Annotated in this window: 13 protein-coding genes and 1 pseudogene; 9 read left to right on the top strand and 5 right to left on the bottom strand. The window is 72.9% G+C overall.

Going from position 1 to position 17,959, the window contains the following annotated elements; translation table 11 throughout:
• Positions 1 to 94: 94 nt before the first annotated feature.
• Positions 95 to 304 (top strand): annotated as a pseudogene (locus ACIRG9_RS02905) (putative Ig domain-containing protein); the annotation flags it as partial.
• Between the two features lie 9 nt (positions 305 to 313).
• Entirely contained in the window at positions 314 to 826 is a 513-nt protein-coding gene (locus ACIRG9_RS02910; protein WP_402850229.1) for an Ig domain-containing protein, read from the top strand.
• A gap of 45 nt (positions 827 to 871) precedes the next feature.
• On the opposite strand, the gene ACIRG9_RS02915 is transcribed toward ACIRG9_RS02910, so the two are convergent.
• The gene (locus tag ACIRG9_RS02915; protein ID WP_402849210.1) at positions 872 to 1,831 is read right to left on the bottom strand and encodes a helix-turn-helix domain-containing protein; all 960 of its coding nucleotides are present in this window, start codon (positions 1,829 to 1,831) and stop codon (positions 872 to 874) included.
• 97 nt (positions 1,832 to 1,928) lie between these two features.
• Here ACIRG9_RS02915 and ACIRG9_RS02920 point away from each other — a divergent pair, with 97 nt between their 5' ends.
• The 3 genes from ACIRG9_RS02920 to ACIRG9_RS02930 all read left to right on the top strand — a co-directional run bounded on the left by ACIRG9_RS02920 (position 1,929) and on the right by ACIRG9_RS02930 (position 7,199).
• Entirely contained in the window at positions 1,929 to 3,032 is a 1,104-nt protein-coding gene (locus tag ACIRG9_RS02920; protein ID WP_402849212.1) for a WD40/YVTN/BNR-like repeat-containing protein, read from the top strand.
• 136 nt (positions 3,033 to 3,168) lie between these two features.
• Entirely contained in the window at positions 3,169 to 4,668 is a 1,500-nt protein-coding gene (gene gatB / locus ACIRG9_RS02925) for an Asp-tRNA(Asn)/Glu-tRNA(Gln) amidotransferase subunit GatB (protein ID WP_402849215.1), read from the top strand.
• 173 nt (positions 4,669 to 4,841) lie between these two features.
• Positions 4,842 to 7,199, top strand: coding sequence for a transketolase-like TK C-terminal-containing protein (locus tag ACIRG9_RS02930; RefSeq protein WP_402849218.1), 2,358 nt, complete (start codon positions 4,842 to 4,844; stop codon positions 7,197 to 7,199).
• A 49-nt stretch (positions 7,200 to 7,248) separates the two neighbouring features.
• Here the strand turns inward: ACIRG9_RS02930 and ACIRG9_RS02935 are convergent, their stop codons facing one another.
• Both ACIRG9_RS02935 and ACIRG9_RS02940 read right to left on the bottom strand, forming a co-directional pair.
• Positions 7,249 to 8,874, bottom strand: a complete 1,626-nt coding sequence (locus ACIRG9_RS02935) for a metallophosphoesterase (protein WP_402849221.1) — start codon at positions 8,872 to 8,874, stop codon at positions 7,249 to 7,251.
• 86 nt (positions 8,875 to 8,960) lie between these two features.
• On the bottom strand, positions 8,961 to 10,136 hold the full coding sequence (locus ACIRG9_RS02940) for a PQQ-dependent sugar dehydrogenase (protein WP_402849224.1): 1,176 nt from the start codon (positions 10,134 to 10,136) through the stop codon (positions 8,961 to 8,963).
• Between the two features lie 69 nt (positions 10,137 to 10,205).
• On the opposite strand from ACIRG9_RS02940, the gene ACIRG9_RS02945 reads away from it, so the two are divergent.
• Complete coding sequence (locus tag ACIRG9_RS02945; protein ID WP_402849227.1) at positions 10,206 to 11,132, top strand: 2-hydroxyacid dehydrogenase; 927 nt, start codon at positions 10,206 to 10,208, stop codon at positions 11,130 to 11,132.
• Positions 11,133 to 11,162: 30 nt separating this feature from the next.
• Here ACIRG9_RS02945 and ACIRG9_RS02950 read toward each other — a convergent pair whose 3' ends face one another.
• Complete coding sequence (locus ACIRG9_RS02950) at positions 11,163 to 11,540, bottom strand: PH domain-containing protein (protein WP_402849229.1); 378 nt, start codon at positions 11,538 to 11,540, stop codon at positions 11,163 to 11,165.
• A 240-nt stretch (positions 11,541 to 11,780) separates the two neighbouring features.
• Between ACIRG9_RS02950 and ACIRG9_RS02955 the strand changes: the two genes are divergently transcribed.
• Positions 11,781 to 14,075 (top strand): putative bifunctional diguanylate cyclase/phosphodiesterase, encoded by a 2,295-nt coding sequence (locus ACIRG9_RS02955; RefSeq protein ID WP_402849231.1) that lies wholly within the window; start codon positions 11,781 to 11,783, stop codon positions 14,073 to 14,075.
• A 26-nt stretch (positions 14,076 to 14,101) separates the two neighbouring features.
• On the opposite strand, the gene ACIRG9_RS02960 is transcribed toward ACIRG9_RS02955, so the two are convergent.
• Positions 14,102 to 15,121 (bottom strand): LacI family DNA-binding transcriptional regulator, encoded by a 1,020-nt coding sequence (locus tag ACIRG9_RS02960; RefSeq protein ID WP_402849234.1) that lies wholly within the window; start codon positions 15,119 to 15,121, stop codon positions 14,102 to 14,104.
• Positions 15,122 to 15,501: 380 nt separating this feature from the next.
• On the opposite strand from ACIRG9_RS02960, the gene ACIRG9_RS02965 reads away from it, so the two are divergent.
• Both ACIRG9_RS02965 and ACIRG9_RS02970 read left to right on the top strand, forming a co-directional pair.
• Positions 15,502 to 16,785, top strand: a complete 1,284-nt coding sequence (locus tag ACIRG9_RS02965) for an ABC transporter substrate-binding protein (protein ID WP_402849237.1) — start codon at positions 15,502 to 15,504, stop codon at positions 16,783 to 16,785.
• A 107-nt stretch (positions 16,786 to 16,892) separates the two neighbouring features.
• Positions 16,893 to 17,906, top strand: coding sequence for a carbohydrate ABC transporter permease (locus ACIRG9_RS02970; RefSeq protein ID WP_402849240.1), 1,014 nt, complete (start codon positions 16,893 to 16,895; stop codon positions 17,904 to 17,906).
• Positions 17,907 to 17,959: the final 53 nt, after the last annotated feature.

Here is a 17,959-nt window from a genome sequence, read left to right on the forward strand (position 1 = left end):
GTCGGGTACGCCGGAAAAGCCGGGGAGCTTTTCGTTCAGGGTGCGGGTGACCGACACGAACGGCTTCTTCGCGGAGCAGGACGTGACCGTCGAGGTGGTCGCGCCGACGATCACCATCACCTCGGGCGCCCCCACCTCACCCTGGTACACCGACCAGTCGTACCCGACGCACACGTTCACGGCGTCGGGTGGCACCGGGCCGTACAGTCTGTCGTTGCGGTCGGGTTCGTTGCCCGTGGGGATGGCGTTGTCGTCGTCGGGGAAGTTGTCGGGTACGCCGGAAAAGCCGGGGAGCTTTTCGTTCGGGGTGCGGGTGAGCGACGCGAACGGCTTCTTCGCCGACCAGAACGTCATGCTCGTCATCGCCGACCCGGCCGCCACCATCACCTCCGGCGATCCGCACGAGGGCACGGTCGGTGAGGCGTACTCGTTCCGGTTCACCGCCGCCGGCGACTCGGGCATCACGTTCAGCGTGGCCGCCGGCGACCTGCCCGACGGGCTCACCCTCGCCCCCGACGGCCTGCTCAGCGGCACCCCCAAGTCCGCCGGCAGCTTCAGCTTCACGGTCAAGGCGACCGGCACGGCGACGAGCGCCGAGGCCCAGGTGACCGTCAGCATCGCCGACGCGCCCTCGGCCTCGCCGACCTCGACGCCGACGACCACCCCGGACGCGGCTTCGCCGTCGGCCACGTCCGGTCCCGGCCTCCCGGTCACCGGTTCGAGCCTGGCCACCATGCTGCTGCTGGGCGTCGCGGCGATCGCCGTCGGCGGGATGATCCTCATTGTGCTGCGCGCCCGTCGCCAGCGGTTCACGGCGGACGGGTGACGCCCGACCGACTGACGGCGGGTTGTTGAGGCGGGCGTCGCGGGTTCAGGCCAGGCCGCGGCGCCCGGCCTGCAACCCGGCCTGAAAGCGGGTACGCGCGCCGAGGGCGGCCAGCAGGGCCGACGAGCGGCGGCCCAGGGTGCGTACGCTCACCCCGAGCTCGCGGGCGATCGCTTCGTCCTTCAGGCCGGTGGCGAGCAGCCCCAGCAGCCGCAGGTCCAGCTCGTCGCCCCCGGTCGCGGGCCGCTCCGGGTCCCATGCCGGCAGCGGGGTGGCCTGCATCCACAGCATCTCGAAGAGCTTCACCAGTGCCGACACGACCATCGGCGCGCGGATCACCAGCGCCGCGTCCACGGCCCGCTCGCTGGCCAGCGGCAGCAGCGCCACCGAGCGGTCGCCGATCGCCAGTTTCAGCGGTACGTCCGTGTGCACCCGTGCCTGTTCCCCGGCCGCCACGGCCGCCATCGCCTGCTCGAAGGCGCCGGGCAGCTCGAACGCCTCCGGGGCGTAGATCCCGCGCACGCTGGCCTCCCGGCTGAGCAGTTCGTTCTCGGGCAGGTTCGCGGCGGCCACCTCCTGCGCGTACGGCGGGCGGTCGAGGACCAGCAGTTCGTCCGTGACACCGTGGCTGAGCTGGACGAACCGGGTCTCCACGGCGGCCCGCCCGGTGACGATCTCCAGCAGTTCGTCCGGGCTGGTCAGCAGCTCCTGGGGGAACTCGGCCGCCATTCGTTCGGCGGCTCGGCGGGCCGCGCCGAACTCCTCGGTGCGCCGTACGACCAGGGCGTTCACCGCGACGTCCGGGCGGGTCGCCACCAGCCGGGTGCCGGAGCCGACCCGGCGGCTGACGAAGCCGAGATCCTCCAGACGTTCGGTCGCCGCGCGCACCATTCGCAGGTTCTCGCCGACCTGCTGGGCGAGTTCCGGCACGGTCGACTGCCGCTTCCGCAGCAGGGCCAGGTAGACCGACTCCTCCACCGGGGTCAGGCCCAACGACTCGAACACCCGCACCCCCTTCCGCGGATGTCCGACACAGGTCATGGCCGGGCTCGGACACCCGAAACTGTGGTGATCGGCGCATGCCCACGTCTAGACATGCTTCATGATCTTCTCTCGACTCAGCGGTGCGATCGCGCTGGCCGTCACGGCCGCGGGCACCGTCAACCTCGCCGCCGCATCCCCCGCCGCCGCTGCCGACGGCTGGCACCACCCGCGGTGCGGCGCGGTGCAGGGCGACGGTTCGGTGACCGTCACCCGCAACGACGGGGTTGTCCTGGTGCCCACCACGACCGCCCCCACCCCGGTGGCCTACCCGAAGGTCGTCGCGTTGACCACGCCGAACACCCTGGTGGCGATCTCGAAGAAGTCGATCCAGCGGTCCACCGACGCCGGTTGCAGCTGGCAGCAGATCGTCGACACGGCGCCGGACCTGGCGGCGTACGACCTGGCCGCCGGGCCGGACGGCGTCGCGTACGTGTACGGCGTCAACGACCAGCCGATCTACCGCGTGCAGGACGACCAGGTCGGCAAGGTCGCCGGCCCGGTCCCGGGCGACGGCGTGGCCGGGCTGTCGGTGGACCCGGCCGACGCGCGGGTGCTGCGGACGGTCAGCAAGGCAGGGCAGATCTACGACTCCGTTGACGGCGGCGCCACCTGGTCCGCCGTGGGGGTGCCGGCCGGGCCGGACGAGTACGTCTACCAGGCGGCGGTCGATCCCACCGACCGGTCCCACATCATCGTCGGCACGATGGGCAACGGCAGCTACGTGACGTTCGACGGCGGGCAGAGCTGGACCCGGTCGGCCGGGGTCGGCGCCACCCCGCACGCGAACGGCTTCTCGGTGGCCTTCTCGCCGGCGGATCCGCGCACCGTCTGGCTGGAGGGCTACGACCTGAGCCAGAACGACAACTCCGCGCGGCACATCTGGCGCTCGACCGACGGGGGCCGCAGCTTCGTGTCGATGCTCGACGGCTCCGGGCCGACGCTGATCAACGGCACCCCCCTGTGGCCGAGCCCGGTCGACCCGGACGTGCTGTACTTCGCGTACGGAACGTGGTTCGGCGGCTACGGCACCGACCTCTACCGGTACGACGCGTCGAAGGGCCGGCTGACCTCGCGGCACAACCCCCACGACGGGATCTCCGGCGTCGCCTTCAACCCGGTCGACCCGCAGGTGATGTACCTCGGTGTGGTCGAGGAGCGGTGATCTCCGGGCCCGCCCGGGGGACGGTACTCCGGGCGGGCCAGGGCGCGTACCGGCGTGGATGCACGCCCGGGCGAGATGATCGCACCCAGCCCCACTAGGCTGGAGCGGTTCCGTCCGGATCGCGCCTGGAGCTCATATGACGACGACACTGCCCGCGTACGACGAGGTCGTCGCGCGCTTCGAACCGGTGATCGGCCTGGAGACCCACGTCGAGCTGGGCACGAACACCAAGATGTTCTGCGGCTGCCCGACCGACTTCGGCGGCGAGCCGAACACCCGGGTCTGCCCGGTCTGCCTGGGCCTGCCCGGCTCGCTGCCGGTGGCCAACAAGGCCGCCATCGAGGCGACCATCCGGATCGGCCTGGCCCTCGGCTGCTCCATCGCCGAGTGGTGCCGGTTCGCCCGGAAGAACTACTTCTACCCGGACATGCCGAAGAACTTCCAGATCAGCCAGTACGACGAGCCGCTCTGCGTCGACGGCTACCTGGACGTCGAGGTCAACGGTGAGACGGTGCGGATCGGCATCGAGCGGGTGCACCTGGAGGAGGACACCGGCAAGACGCTGCACGTCGGCGGCGCCACCGGCCGGATCCACGGCGCGACCGAGTCGCTCGTCGACTACAACCGGGCCGGCATTCCCCTCGTCGAGATCGTCACCAAGCCGATCCCCGGCACCGGCGCGCTCGCGCCGGAGGTGGCCCGGGCGTACGTCACCGAGCTGCGCGACGTGCTCCGGTCGCTGGGCGTCTCCGACGTCCGGATGGAGGAGGGCTCGCTGCGCTGCGACGTCAACACCTCGCTGAACCGGCCGGGCGACGAGTGGGGCACCCGCACCGAGACCAAGAACGTCAACTCGCTGCGCTCGGTCGAGCGGGCGGTCCGCTCGGAGATGCTGCGCCAGGCGTCCGTGCTCGAGGCCGGCGGGAAGATCACCCAGGAGACCCGGCACTTCCACGAGGAGACCGGGGACACCACGCCCGGCCGGTCCAAGGAGACCGCCACCGACTACCGGTACTTCCCGGAGCCGGACCTGGTCCCGCTCGCGCCGGACCCGGCCTGGGTGGCCGAGCTGAAGGCCGCCCTGCCGGAGCTGCCGCGCCTGCGCCGCAAGCGGATCCAGCAGGACTGGGGCCTTTCCGACCTGGACATGCAGTCGGTGGTCAACGCCGGCGCGGTCGAGCTGATCGAGGCCACCGTGGCCGCCGGGACCACCCCGGCCGGTGCCCGTAAGTGGTGGCTGGGCGAGCTGTCCCGGCGGGCCAACGAGGCCGGCGTGGAGCTCGCCGACGTGGGGGCCACCCCGGGGCAGGTCGCCGAGCTGCAGAACCTGGTCGACGCGGGCAAGCTCAACGACAAGCTGGCCCGTACCGTCCTGGAGGGCGTGGTGGCCGGCGAGGGCTCGCCGACCGAGATCATGACCAACCGCAATCTGGAGGTCGTCTCCGACACCGGCGCGCTCACCGCCGCCGTCGACGAGGCGATCGCCGCCAACCCGGCTGTCGCCGACAAGATCCGCAGCGGCAAGGTGGCGGCGGCCGGCGCGCTGGTCGGCGCGGTCATGAAGACCACCCGCGGCCAGGCGGACGCCAAGACCGTCCGCGAGCTGATCCTGGAGCGCCTCGGCGTCCAGGGCTGAGTCGTAAGGAAGGGTCCCCGGTCAACGCCTGGCGCATGACCGGGGCCGGCCTGACAGCCCCCTACGAAGGCCGCCGTCGCGATCCGGTGGCGGCCTCCGGCAAATACGAGTGCGCGCGCGACCCGCGCCACCCCTTGCGAGGGCGTCAACGGCGACGCCCGGATGGAGTCTCCGTGAACCAGCACGACCTCGACGTCCTCGACGAGATCCAGCGGCGAGTGCTCTGGCTCGCCAGCCGCATCGTGGACGCGGCCAACCACGACCGGAACACCGGCGACGGGGTGAAGGTCGGCGGCCACCAGGCGTCCAGCGCCTCCCTGGTCACCGCGATGACCGCGCTCTGGTTCGCCCACCTGGACGCCGAGGACCGGGTCGCGGTCAAGCCGCACGCCTCGCCGGTCTTCCACGCCATCCAGTACCTGCTCGGCAACCTGGACCGGTCGTACCTGCCGAAGCTGCGGGCGCGCGGCGGGTTGCAGTCGTACCCGTCGCGGACCAAGGACCCGGACGAGGTGGACTTCTCCACCGGCTCGGTCGGCCTCGGCGCCGCCGCGCCGCTCTTCGCCGCGGTCACCCGCCGCTACGTCGACGCGCACTTCGGCCAGCGCCCGCACTCCCGGTTCATCGCCCTCATCGGCGACGCCGAACTGGACGAGGGGAACATCTGGGAGGCCGTCGCCGACCCGGCCACCACCGGGCTGGGCAACGTGATGTGGCTGGTCGACTTCAACCGCCAGTCGCTCGACCGGGTCGTCCCCGGGGTACGGATCGACCAGTGGCGCGGCCAGTTCGAGGCCGCCGGCTGGCACGTCGTCGAGGTCAAGTACGGCCGCAAGCTCGCCGAGGCGTACGCCCGGCCGGGCGGCGAGGCGCTGCGCGACTGGATCGACCTGATGCCGAACGAGCAGTACCAGTCGCTGTTCGGGCTGACCGGGCCGGCCCAGCGCAAGCAGTTCCTCGACGGCGCGCCGGCCGAGGTGTCCGCCTTCGTCGCCGACATCCCCGACGCCGAGCTGGGTCCCCTCGTCACCGACCTCGGCGGGCACGACCTCGACGCCATGCTCGACGCGTACGCCCAGTGCGACGCGGTCACCGACCGGCCCAGCGTGGTCTTCGCCTACACCGTCAAGGGGTGGGGCCTGCCGATCGCCGGCAACCCGCGCAACCACTCGGCGCTGCTCACCACCGAGCAGGTCGACGCGCTGCGCGCGGCGCACGGCCTGACCGGCGACACCGAGTGGGACCGCCTCGACCCGGCGTCCCCGGCCGGCATCCGGGCCGGCGAACGCCGGGAGGCGCTGGCCCGCGCGCCCCGCCGTCGGGCGCTGGGCGTCACCGTCCCCGAGACCACCAAGGTGCGCGCGAACAAGCCGGTCTCCACCCAGGAGGTCTTCGGCCGGGTGCTGGTCGACCTGGCCCGGGACGAGAACGTCGCCCCCTATCTGGTCACCACCGCGCCGGACGTGGCCACCTCCACCAACCTGGCCGGATTCATCAACAAGACCGGCGTGTTCGCCCCCACCGCGCAGCGTTCCTGGTCGGAGGACCGGATGCTGCGCTGGACGGAGAGCCCGGCGGGCCAGCACATCGAGCTGGGCATCTCCGAGATGAACCTGTTCCTGCTGCTCGGCCAGCTCGGCCTCTCCTGGGACCTGTCCGGGCAGCCGCTGCTGCCCGTCGGCACGGTCTACGACCCGTTCGTGCTGCGTGGCCTGGACGCCTTCCTCTACGGCACCTACTCCGGCTCCCGGTTCGTGGTCGCCGGCACCCCGTCCGGCATCACCCTCGCCCCGGAGGGCGGTGCCCACCAGTCGACCATCACCGCCTCCGTCGGCCTGGAGCTGCCCGGCGTCACCTTCATCGAGCCCGCGTACGCCGGCAGCCTCGACTGGCTGCTCTGTGACGCGCTCGGCCAGATCGCCGGGGGAGCGGCGCCCACCACCACCGCCGCACCGAGCGAGGACGGAGCGTACTACTTCCGGCTCAGCACCCGCCCGGTCGACCAGGCGCCGTTCGAGGCGGCCCGGGCCCGGATCGGCGACGCGGTGCTGCGCCGGCAGGTGGTCGCCGGGGCGTACCGGCTGGTGGACGCGCACGAGGCGTACCCGCACCTGGCGGACGCCCCGGTCGTGCAGCTCGCGGCCTCCGGCGCGGTGCTGCCCGAGGTCCTGGCGGCCGCCGCGGAGCTGGCGGAGGAGGGCGTCGCCGCCCACGTGATCGACGTGACGAGCCTGGACCGGCTCTACCGCGCCTGGCAGCGGACCCTGCGCCAGGGCGTCCGCACGGCGACCGTGCCGAGCGTGCCCGGCGCGCTGCGGGCGGCGTTCGCCGACCGGGTGCCGGTGGTGACCGTGCACGACGCCGCCTCGCACGCGATGGCCTGGCTCGGCTCCGCGCTCGGCGCCCCGGCGGTGCCGCTCGGGGTGGACGAGTTCGGCCAGTCCGGCAGCGTCCGCGAGCTGTACGAGCTGCACGATCTGCTGCCCGGCAGCATCGTCAACGCCGCCCTGGCCGCGCTCTCGCTGCGCTGACCGGGCCACCGGCCGCCGGGCGGCTCCTCGCGGGAGCGCCCGGCGCCGGTCATCGGGTGGGGGTCGCGCTCGGGCTCTCGGTCGGGTTCGACGACTCCGGCCCGCCCCGGGTGGGCGTCGGGGTGACCGGCACCTGGGCGCCCTTCTCCGGCTCCTTGATCACGTGCCGTTCCAGGTTGACCTGCGACTGACCGGTGCCGCCCACGGTGATCTCGTCGTACGCCTGGAGCATCTTGTCCTGGTCGAAGTAGAGGACGGTCATGGTCAGCGGGGTGGGCTTCTCGCCCTCCAGGCCGCGCAGCCCCGCGCCGCCGGTGGAGCCCTCCACCATCAGCGTGGTCGGGTCCTTGTCCGGCACCTGCGGCAGCTTGAACACCTGCCGTTCGTGCAGGTGCCCGGCCAGCACCAGCGGGGTGGTGCCGGAGAGCGGCCCGGCCGAGGCCGGGTCGTGCACCAGCGCGATGTTCACCTTGGTCGGCGAGTTCTTCACCGTGGTGGCGAGCTGCTCACCGGACCCGATCACCTGATCGGCGACCTGCGCGGTGAGCCCGCTGCCGGCCGGCGAGGTCTCCTTGTCGGGGGTGAACCGCGGGTCGCCGATGCCGGCGATGGTCAGCCCGGCGACGGTGGTCGTCGAGTTGTCCAGCACGATCGCGTTCGGCTGCTGGGCCACCGCCGCGGTGGTCCGCGCCGAGTCGTGGTTGCCGCGGATGTAGACGTACGGCTTCTTGAGCAGGCCGATCGAGCCGACGTAGGAGGCCTCCGGCTCGCTGCCCCAGTCGGTGATGTCCCCGGTGTCGATCACCACGTCGATGCCGAACTGCTCGACCACGGTGCGGATCAACGACCAGCCGGTCGGGTTCAGGTGCATGTCGGAGACGTGCAGCACCCGGGTGGAACCGGGCGCCGGCTCGTACAGCGGCAGCGTGGAGACGGTGGTGTAGAGCTGGCTGACGTTGCCGACCATCCGCTGCAGCTGCTCGGCGTACTTGGTGTAGTCGTTGGCGATCCGCCGCGCGTCGCCGACTATCGCCGGCGCGTTGACCAGCAGCCCCTCGTAGCGGGGCTCCTCGATCGACTGCGGGCGGACGGTGGCGGCGGCCAGGCCGAGGCTGCCTCCGGTGATCACCAGCGCCATGCCGCCGGCCCAGGCCGTCCGGCGTACGTTGCGGAAGACCAGCGCGGAGAGCAGCAGGGTCGCCAGCACCGCCGAACCGAGCGTCTTGAGTCCGAGGCGCACCACGCCGACGCGGACGTCCTCGACGGCGGACTGGCTGGCTCGGCTGATGCTCGCCGGGTCGTCGAGCAGCGCCTCGGTGCGCCCCTGGTCCAGCGAGCCCAGCTTCACGGTCAGGTAGGCCGGCCCGCGGTGGCTGTCCAGCAGCAGCGCGCCCAGCGGCGACACGTCGATGGTGGTGCCCCCGCTCACCGACGGGCTGAGGCTGAGCTCCGCGCGGAACGGCCCGATGTCGGTGGCCTGGTGCCCACCGGCGTACGTGCCGGCGACGATCCCGGTCAGGGTGACCACGAGCACGGCCAGCGCCAGGCCGAGCCGGCGCAGCCCGACGAGCCACCGCCCGGCCCCCGGCAGGCGGAATGCCCGGCGGGGGGCACGCCCGGTCTCCGGGGCCGCCTCGTCCCCGGTGCCGCGTTCCTCGTTCTCCTGGCCGTCCATGTTCAAATCCTGACCTGCCCAATGAGGGTTCGTGGAAAACCCGGGGATGCCCGGGCCTGCTCAACTCTCCGGTCGTGCGGCCGGCCTCAGCTGCGCCCAGCCCCGCCGTCGGCGAAGACCAGCCGCAGTATTCGGTCGTCCTCCGCGGCCGGCTTGCCCCGCCCGTCCTGGTTGGAGGTGCTCACCCAGACCGAGCCGTCCGGGGCGACCGCGGCGGCCCGGAGCCGGCCGTACTTGCCGGTCAGCAGCTCGCGCGGCTGGCCGAGAACGCTACCGTTCGCGGCCAGTTCGACCAACCAGAGCCGCTGCCCGCGCAGGCACGCGGTGACCAGCAGGCGCTCCGTCGCGGCCAGCCCGGAACAGGAGGCGTCGGCGGTGCGCCACTGCGTGATCGGGTCGACGAAGCGCTTGTCGTCGGCCCGCCCCTCGGCCTGCGGCCAGCCGTAGTTGCCGCCCTTGTCGATCTGATTGATCTCGTCCCAGGTGTTCTGGCCGAACTCCACCGCATACATCCGTTTGTCCGGCGTCCAGGCGAAGCCCTGCACGTTGCGGTGTCCCAGCGACCAGACCGGGGAGCCGGCGGTGGGGTTGCCCGGCGCGGGCTTGCCGTCCGGGGTGATCCGCAGGATCTTGCCGCCGAGGCTCTTCGGGTCCTGTGCGTTGGCCGTCTTCCCGGCGTCGCCCGTGCTGGCGTAAAGGTAGCCGTCCGGGCCGAAACCCAGGCCGCCGCCGTCGTGGTTTCCGGCCTTCGGGATGCCGGTGAGGATCGGGGTGGGTGCTTCGCCCAGTCGCATCCTCGCGATCCGGTTGTCCTGCGTCGAGGTGTAGTAGACGAAGACGGTGCGGTCCTTGGCGTACGACGGGGAGACGGCGATGCCGAGCAGCCCGCCCTCGCCGCCGGCCGCCACGCCCGGCACGCTCTGCACCACGCCGACGTTCATGCCATCCGGGCCGGACTCGGGACCGACCTGGAGGATTCGGCCGCTGTTCCGTTCCGTCACCAGCGCGCCGCCGTCGGGGAGGAAGGCGATCGCCCAGGGCACCGCCAGCCCCTTGGCCAGCACGGTGACGACCACCTGCTGCCCGGCGCCGCCGGAGCTGGCCGTCGCCGAGGGCGTCGGCAGGTTCGGCGGCGCGCCGGCCGGGTCCGGTTCCGGCTCGCCGAAGGCGCAGCCGGCGGTGCCCAGCAGCAGCGCCGCGCAGGGCGCCGCCAGCGCCGTCCGGAGGCGGCCGATGCGGGGGTACGGGGGACGGGCGTTCACCCGCCCCAGCGTAGCCGGGCCGAGGCCGACCGGCTGGTTCGGCGGGCGCGCCGACTATCGTCGGTGATCGTGAAGGTATGGATTCCGCACCCGGCCGGCCGCGCCCTCCTCGGCGAGCTGCCGTCGGGCGTCACCGTTGAGCTCCTGGAGGACCCGACCCGACTGCCGTCGCCGCCGGCCGGCGTCCGTTTCTGGGTGCCGCCGTTCCTGTCCGGCGGGGACGCCTGCGCGCTGCTGGCCGAGCTGCCCGACCTGGCGGTGGTGCAGTTGCTCTCCGCCGGGGCGGACGCCTGGGTGGGGCGGATTCCCGACGGGGTGACACTCTGCGACGGCCGGGGCGTGCACGACTCGTCCACCGCCGAGTGGGTGGTCGCCGCGATCCTCTCCGCGCTGCGCGGTTTCGGCCCGCTGGCCCGGGCCCAGGCCCGCCGTGAATGGGCGTACGCCGAGGTGGCCCCGAGCGACGAGCTGGCCGGAAAGCGGGTGCTGATCGTCGGGGCGGGTTCGATCGGCGCGGCGGTCCAGGCCCGGCTGGCCCCGTTCGAGGTGACCTTCACCCTGGTCGCCCGCAGCCCGCGTCCGGCCGAGGGGGTGCACGGGGTGGACGAGCTGCCCGCCCTGCTGCCCGAGGCGGACGTGGTGGTGCTGCTGGTGCCGTTGACCGAGCGGACCCGGGGGCTGGTCGACGAGAAGTTCCTCGCCGCGATGCCGGACGGCGCGTTGCTGGTCAACGCGGCCCGCGGCCCGGTGGCCCGGACGTCGGCGCTGGTGGCCGAGCTGGCCTCCGGCCGGCTGCGGGCCGCCCTGGACGTCACCGAGCCCGAGCCGCTGCCCGCCGACCACCCGCTGTGGGAGCTGCCGAACGTGCTGCTCACCCCGCACGTCGCCGGCTCGGTACGCGGCCTGCTGCCCCGGGCGTACCGGCTGGTGGGGGAGCAGCTGCGCCGGTTCGTGGCCGGAGCGCCGCTGGCGAACCGGGTGGTGGACGGCTACTGACCGGGCCGGCCCGGTCGATCCCGGGTCGGTTCAGTCGGCGTTGCCGGGCAGTTCCTGTCCGGTGGCGGAGATCAGCCGGGGCAGGTCGTCGGCGCGTACCGCGGGCAGGACGAGCAGTTCCCCGTCGTCGAGCCGGACGACCCCCCGGCCGCGGGCGTCGCCGGTCAGCTCGGCGACCTGCTCCCAGGGGATCCGTCGCTGCCCGAGGAGCGCCCGTACGCGGATCTCGCGGGAGTCGGCGTCGGTGCCGGCCCGCCACGCCCAGATCATGACCGCGAGCGGGATCAGCAGGACCCAGAAGAACCACAGGCTTGCGGTGGCCAGCGGCAGCGCGCCGATGAACGTCACGATCGCGGCGACCAGGATGGCCTGGTTGTGGCGGAAGCGGATGGTGTCGGGGCGGCTCACCTCCCGATGATCGCACCCCGGGGCCGGGCGGTCCCGGGCGGGCGCGACGGCGGCGATCCGTGGCGCGCGTGTGACTGGCCTCACACGCGAGGCCCCGTCACCGGGCGCGTCCGGGGTCGTTTATAGGCATGGCCACGCCGGTCTCCGCGCGGTCGTCCGAGAGCCGTCCGCCACCACGGCAGAGCCCGCACGCCGCCCCGCAACGGCACCGCCCGTGCCCCCTCACGAAGGCGATCGCACGTGCCCGTCACCCGCCCCGCCGCCGGTCGCCACCACCGGCCACCGCTGCCCGACCTCGTCGTGCCGCTCGTCGGCGCGCTACTCGTGCTGGCCGGGGCCGCCGATCTCGTCCCACCCCTCGCTGCGGTCGCGCTCGCCGTCGCCGCCGGCTGTGCCGTGTCCTGCGTGCGGCTCGCCTGGCTGGCCGGCACCCGACCCGCCGACCCGGACCGACCTCCGGTCGCCGCACCGGCTCCCGGTGGGTCGCCGTCGACCGGCCAACGGGCCCGGCGGACAGTCCTGTTCCGCCGGTGCGCCGTGATCCTCGATGGGGCCGTGCTGGCCGCCGGGCTCACCGTCGCCGTGCTGCCGTTGGTCGGCCCGGCGCACCGGCCGCCGGTCGCGCTGGCCGGCCTCGCCGTCACCGCCGCGCTGTACGCCGTGGCGCTGCGCCGGCTCCCCGGCCGGTCCCGGCTCGCCGCCGCCGAACGCCTCCGCCGGAGCGTGGACGTGCTCAGCCTCGGCGTCAGCCTGGTCTTCACGGCCTGGATGCTGCTGCCAGCCGGCCCGGTGCCGCCGGCGGCGGTCGCCGCGACCGGCGCCGGTACGGCCGCGGTGGCGGTGCTGCTGGTGACCGCGCGGGCGGACCGGCGCCGCCGGCCGGGCGCGGCGCGCTGCTTCGCCGGAGCGGCGGCCTCCCTCGCCGGGCTGGCCCTGCTCGTGCTGCTGCTCGCCTACGGCGTCCCGGAGCGGGCCGCCCTGGCCGCCGCGCCGCCGTTGCTGGCCGGCGCGCTGCTCACCGCCGACGGCGCCCGGCGTACGGCCGTGGGGGCGCTACCCCGGCCCAGTGGCCTACCTGCCGTCTGGCCCGCGCTGACCGCGCCGGCCGGCATCGCCGCGCTCGCCGCCGGCCACCACCTGTGGACGGTGGGGGAGATCGCCGCCCCCGCGATCGCCCTGGGACTGGCGGTCGTCCCGCCGATGGTGCTCCGCGAACTGCTCGCCGTCGCCGACCAGCGCCGCCGCGCCCACCGGCTGGCCCGGGAGGCCGGCGGGCCCGTCCCGTCCGGCGACCGGCCGGTCACGGCCGACCCGCTCGCCGCCCTGGTGGACCGGAGTGAGCTGCTGCGCCGGCTCGTCGGGCGGGCGGGCGGCGCGCTGCTCGTCGTCGACCTGGCCGGCGCCGACGACGGCGTGCCCCCGGACCGGTCCGTGCTGGTCGAGGTCGCCCGGCGGCTCCGGGCCGGCTGCGGCCCCGGCGATCTCGTGGCCCGCCTCGCCGATGCCGAGTTCGCCGTGCTGACCGACGTCGGGCCGGTGGTCGCGTACGCGCTGGGCGGCCGGTTGCTGGCCGCGCTGACCGAGCCGTACCCGCGGGCCGGCGGGGTGCCGCGGATCCGGGCCGGCTTCGGGCTGGCCGAGACGACCGGCGGTGAGCCGGAGGACGTGCTGCGCCAGGCCGAACTGGCCCGGCGACGCGCGGTGCAGCTCGGCCGGGACCGGGTCGAGTGGTACGACGCGTACCTGGAGGAGCAGCTCGTCCGCCGGCTGGACCTGGAGCGGGAGCTGCCGGGGGCGCTCGCCCGGGGCGAGCTGGACCTGGTCTACCAGCCGGTGCTGGCCCTCGCCGACCGGCAGCCGGTGGGCACCGAGGCGCTGCTGCGCTGGCGCAGCCCGGCGCTGGGCACCGTGCTGCCGGACGAGCTGCTGCCGGTCGCGGCGGACCTGGACCTGCTCGGCGAGGTGGGGCGGTGGGTGCTGGACCGGGCCTGCCGGCAGCTCGCCGACTGGTCGGACGGGGGACGGAAACTGTGGATGGCGGTCAACGTCACGCCCCGCGAGCTGGCGGCACCGGACTTCGTGGCCCGGACGGCGACGGCCCTGGCCGCGTACGACGTGGCACCGGAACGCCTCGTGGTGGAGGTCGCCGAGCCGGCCGTCGCCGTGGAGCTGCCCACGGTGGTGGCCCGGCTCGCCGGCCTGCGCTCGCTCGGGGTGCGGACCGCGCTGGACGACTTCCGTGCCGAGCACGCCTCGCTGGCTCAGCTCCGCCGGCTCCCGATCGACCTGCTCAAGGTCGGCCCGCACCTGGTCGGGCCGTCCCCGGACGGGAACCACCCGTTGATCGAGGTGGTGGCCAACCTTGGCGACCGGCTCGGCGTCGAGGTGATCGTCGAGGGGCTGGAGTCAGAGGTCCAGGTCGCCGGGGCCCGGCGGGCCGGCTGCCGCTACGGCCAGGGCTTCGCGCTGGCCCGCCCGGCCACCGCCGAGCGGGTCGAGGCGTGGTTCGAGGAGTTCGGCTCCGCGCCCCACTGAGCCGGTCCGTGCTGCCCTGAACCGGTTCACCGGGGCCGGGGCGGTGCCGTGCTGCCGCGCGGCGTGAGGTGGGCCGTCTCGTCCTGGAGGCCGGTGACCGGTTCGCCGGCGATCACCGCGAGGAGCTGCCGGGCGGCGTGCGCCCCGTATGCGGGGATGTCCCGGCCGAGGGCGGTCAGCGGCGGGTGCACCAGCTGGCAGAGCGGGGAGTCGTCCCAGGCCACGATCGACAGGTCGCCGGGGACGGCGAGCCCCATCTCCTGGGCGACCGAGAGCCCGGCTATCGCCATCACGTCGTTGTCGTAGATCATCGCGGTGGGCCGGTTGGCGGAGCTGAGCAGCCGGCGGGTGGCCCGGGCGCCCTCCTCGCCGGTGTAGTCCGACCAGACCGTGGTGGCGTCGTCCAGCCCCAGCCGCCGGCACACCGCGTCGAACGCGTTGTTGCGGATCTCGGTGTGCAGCAGGGTGGGCAGGCCGCCGACCCGGGCGATCCGCCGGTGCCCGAGCGCGACGAGGTATTCCACGGTCTCCGCCAGGGCCGCCGCGTCGTCGGACCAGACGTTGGTCAGGCGGCCGGTGTGACCGGGGCCGCCGATCACCACGGCCGGCAGTTGCAGCTCCTCCAGCGCGGGCACCCGCCGGTCGTCGGTCCGCAGGTCGCACACGAGCACGCCGTCCACCCGCCGCTCGGCCCACCACCGCCGGTAGACCGCGACCTCCGCCTCGTGGTCGGCCACCACCTGCAGGGTCAGCGCGTACGAGCGGGCCGACAGTTCGGCCTCGACGCCGCTGATCAGCTCCATGAAGAACGGCTCGATGCCGAGCGTCCGCGCCGGCCGGCACAGGGCCAGGCCGACCGCGCTGGCGGTGGCGCCGGAGAGCGCCCGGGCGGCGCTGCTCGGGCTGAACCCGATCTCGGCGGCGATCGCCAGGATGCGTCGGCGGGTCGCCTCGGACACGCCGGGTTGCCCGTTGAGCGCGTAGGACACCGCGCCCTTGGAGACCCCGGCCCGCCGGGCGACGTCGGCGATGGTCGGCCGCTTCACCGGCGCGCTCCTCCAGTTGTTCCGGCCCCGCGGGGCGCTCCTCAGCCGCCGGGGAGCGGCGGCTGTCACGCTACTGCAAGGGGCCCCGGCCGCGATCGGCGCGACGACAAGGCTGAGGCTTCCTGAACGGACCTCACTTGCGCGGTTAAGCGTACGACCGGGTCCGGTGCCGCCCGCCAGTGCCCCGCTCACGATTCTGCTTCGGAGAGCGGTTAATCACGCATGATCGCGCTCCCAAGGCGTCCGAAAGGTCACTGTCCGGTCTCGCTGTTCACCTGCCGTTGACAGTCCATTGGGGCGCCCGTACGGTGTGCTCACTTATCCGGTTCAGTCAACGTTTCTCGATCTTGGGAGCGTTCCCATTCGGCGCGGAGGATGACATGAAACGGTCCTGGACGCACTGGGCCCGGGCGGTCGCCGTGGGTGCCGTCAGCCTGGTCATGGTCGCGGCATGCAGCGGAAAGAGCACCACCGGCGGCTCGGACTCGGCCGGCGGGCAGATCACTTTGAAGATCAACTTCTGGGGTGACTTCGGCCTCCAGGACCTCAAGACCAAGTACGAGGCCGAGCACAAGAACATCAAGATCCAGCTGAACTCCGGCGAGTACAACGCCCAGCACGAGGATCTGCAGAAGAAGCTCGTCGCAGGCACCGGAGCACCGGACATCGCGGCGATCGACGAGGGCTTCATAGTCCAGTTCCGCAGCCAGTCCGACAAGTTCGTCAACCTGCTGGACAAGGGTGCCGGCTCGTACGAGAGCAAGTACCTGCCCTGGAAGTGGAAGCAGTCGCTGTCGGCCGACGGCAAGAGCCAGCTCGGCCTCGGCACCGACGTCGGCGGCCTGGCCATGTGTTACCGGACCGACCTGTTCAAGGCCGCCGGCCTGCCCACCGACCGGGACCAGGTCTCCGCGCTCTGGCCCACCTGGGACAAGTTCTTCGAGGTCGGCCAGCAGTACACCGCCAAGTCCAAGAAGAAGTTCGTCGACTCGGCCACCAACCTGTTCAACCCGATCCTCGGCCAGCAGCCGGTCGGCTTCTACGACGAGCAGGAACAGCTCCAGATGGACGGCGGCCCGAAGGTCGCCTTCGACAACGCCGTCAAGGGAATCGAGGCCGGCCTCTCGGCCAACCTGGTGAGCTTCCAGGCGGACTGGGACAAGGGCTTCACCAGCGGCTCCTTCGCCGTGCTCGCCTGCCCGGCATGGATGCTCGGCCACATCAAGGACACCGCCCCCGGCACCGAGGGCAAGTGGGACATCGCCGCGGTGCCCGGCGGCGGCGGCAACTGGGGCGGCTCGTTCCTGACCATCCCCAAGCAGGGCAAGCACGTCGACGAGGCGTACAAGCTGCTGGAGTGGCTGGTCGCGCCGGAGCAGCAGATCGAGATCTTCAAGAAGGTCGGCAACCTGCCCTCGCAGCCGGCGCTCTACTCCGACCCGGCGATCGCCGACTTCAAGAACCCGTTCTTCAGCAACGCGCCGGTCGGGCAGATCTTCCCGAAGATGGCCGAGGGCCTGACCCCGCAGTACCTCGGCAAGAAGAACGGCCCGACCCGGGTCGAGGTGGAGAACGTCATCCGCCGGGTGGAGAGCAAGAGCCTGAAGCCGGACGCCGCCTGGCCGGCGGCGGTCAAGGCGGCGGAGAAGGTGGCCCACTCCTGACGGTGGCTTCGCCGCAGTGACTCAACTTGCAGCACCGGTGACGGAGCGGGGCACCGCCCGCTCCGTCACCGTCCGTCCCGTCACCACCTCGGCCCTGGAGTGATCCGATGTCCACCACGCGTGCCGCAGCCACACCGTCGTCGGGCCGCCGAGCCGCGCCGGAGCGCGGTCGCGGGGGCGGCAAATCACGGTTGACCTGGCGCGACCGGCTGTACCGCTTCGACCTGCGCTACCTGCCGTACCTGATGATCGCGCCGTTCTTCCTGCTCTTCATCGTGTTCGGCCTCTTCCCGCTGATCTTCAACGGTGTGGTCGCGCTACGTAACTACCGGCTCGACGATCCGACGCTGCCGTACTGGGCCGGCTTCGACAACTTCAGCAAGCTCTTCGGCGACGAATACTTCTGGAACGCGCTCTACAACACCTTCGGCATCTTCCTGCTCTCCACGGTGCCGCAGCTGCTGCTCGCGCTGATCGTCGCCTCGCTGCTCAACCGCAAGTTGCGGGCGCAGACCTGGTGGCGGGTCGCGGTGCTGCTGCCGTACGTGACACCGATCGTCGCCTCGACCATGGTGTTCAGCGTCTTCTTCTCCCGCGACTTCGGCATGGCCAACTGGGTGCTCGGCCTCTTCGGCATCGGCGGCGCGGACGACCCCATCGACTGGCGCGCCGACAAGCTGCACTCGTGGATCGCCATCGCGACCATGGTCAACTGGAAGTGGATCGGCTACAACGCCCTGCTCTACCTGGCCGCGATGCAGTCCATCCCGCGCGACGTCTACGAGGCGGCGGCGCTCGACGGCGCCAGCCCGTGGAAGCAGCTCTGGCGGATCACCGTGCCGATGATCCGGCCGGTGGTGCTCTTCACCGTCATCCTCTCCACCATCGGCGGGCTCCAGCTCTTCACCGAGCCGATGCTCTTCGACCTGAACGCGCAGGCGGCGACGGGCGGTTCCGGCCGGGAGTGGCAGACCATCGCCCAGCTCATCTACAAGGTCGGCTGGAAGGACCTCAACCTCGGCTACGCCGCCGCGATGTCCTGGGCGCTCTTCCTGATCATCCTGATCGTCGCCGGCGTCAACACCCTGCTCACCAACCGACTGTCGGGAGGTCGCAAATGACCGCCGTGACCGCGCCGCCGTCCACCCCGTCGCCCACCCCGCCGGCCAGGCGC

This window comes from Micromonospora sp. NPDC093277, assembly GCF_044765245.1.
Lineage (GTDB): Bacteria > Actinomycetota > Actinomycetes > Mycobacteriales > Micromonosporaceae > Micromonospora.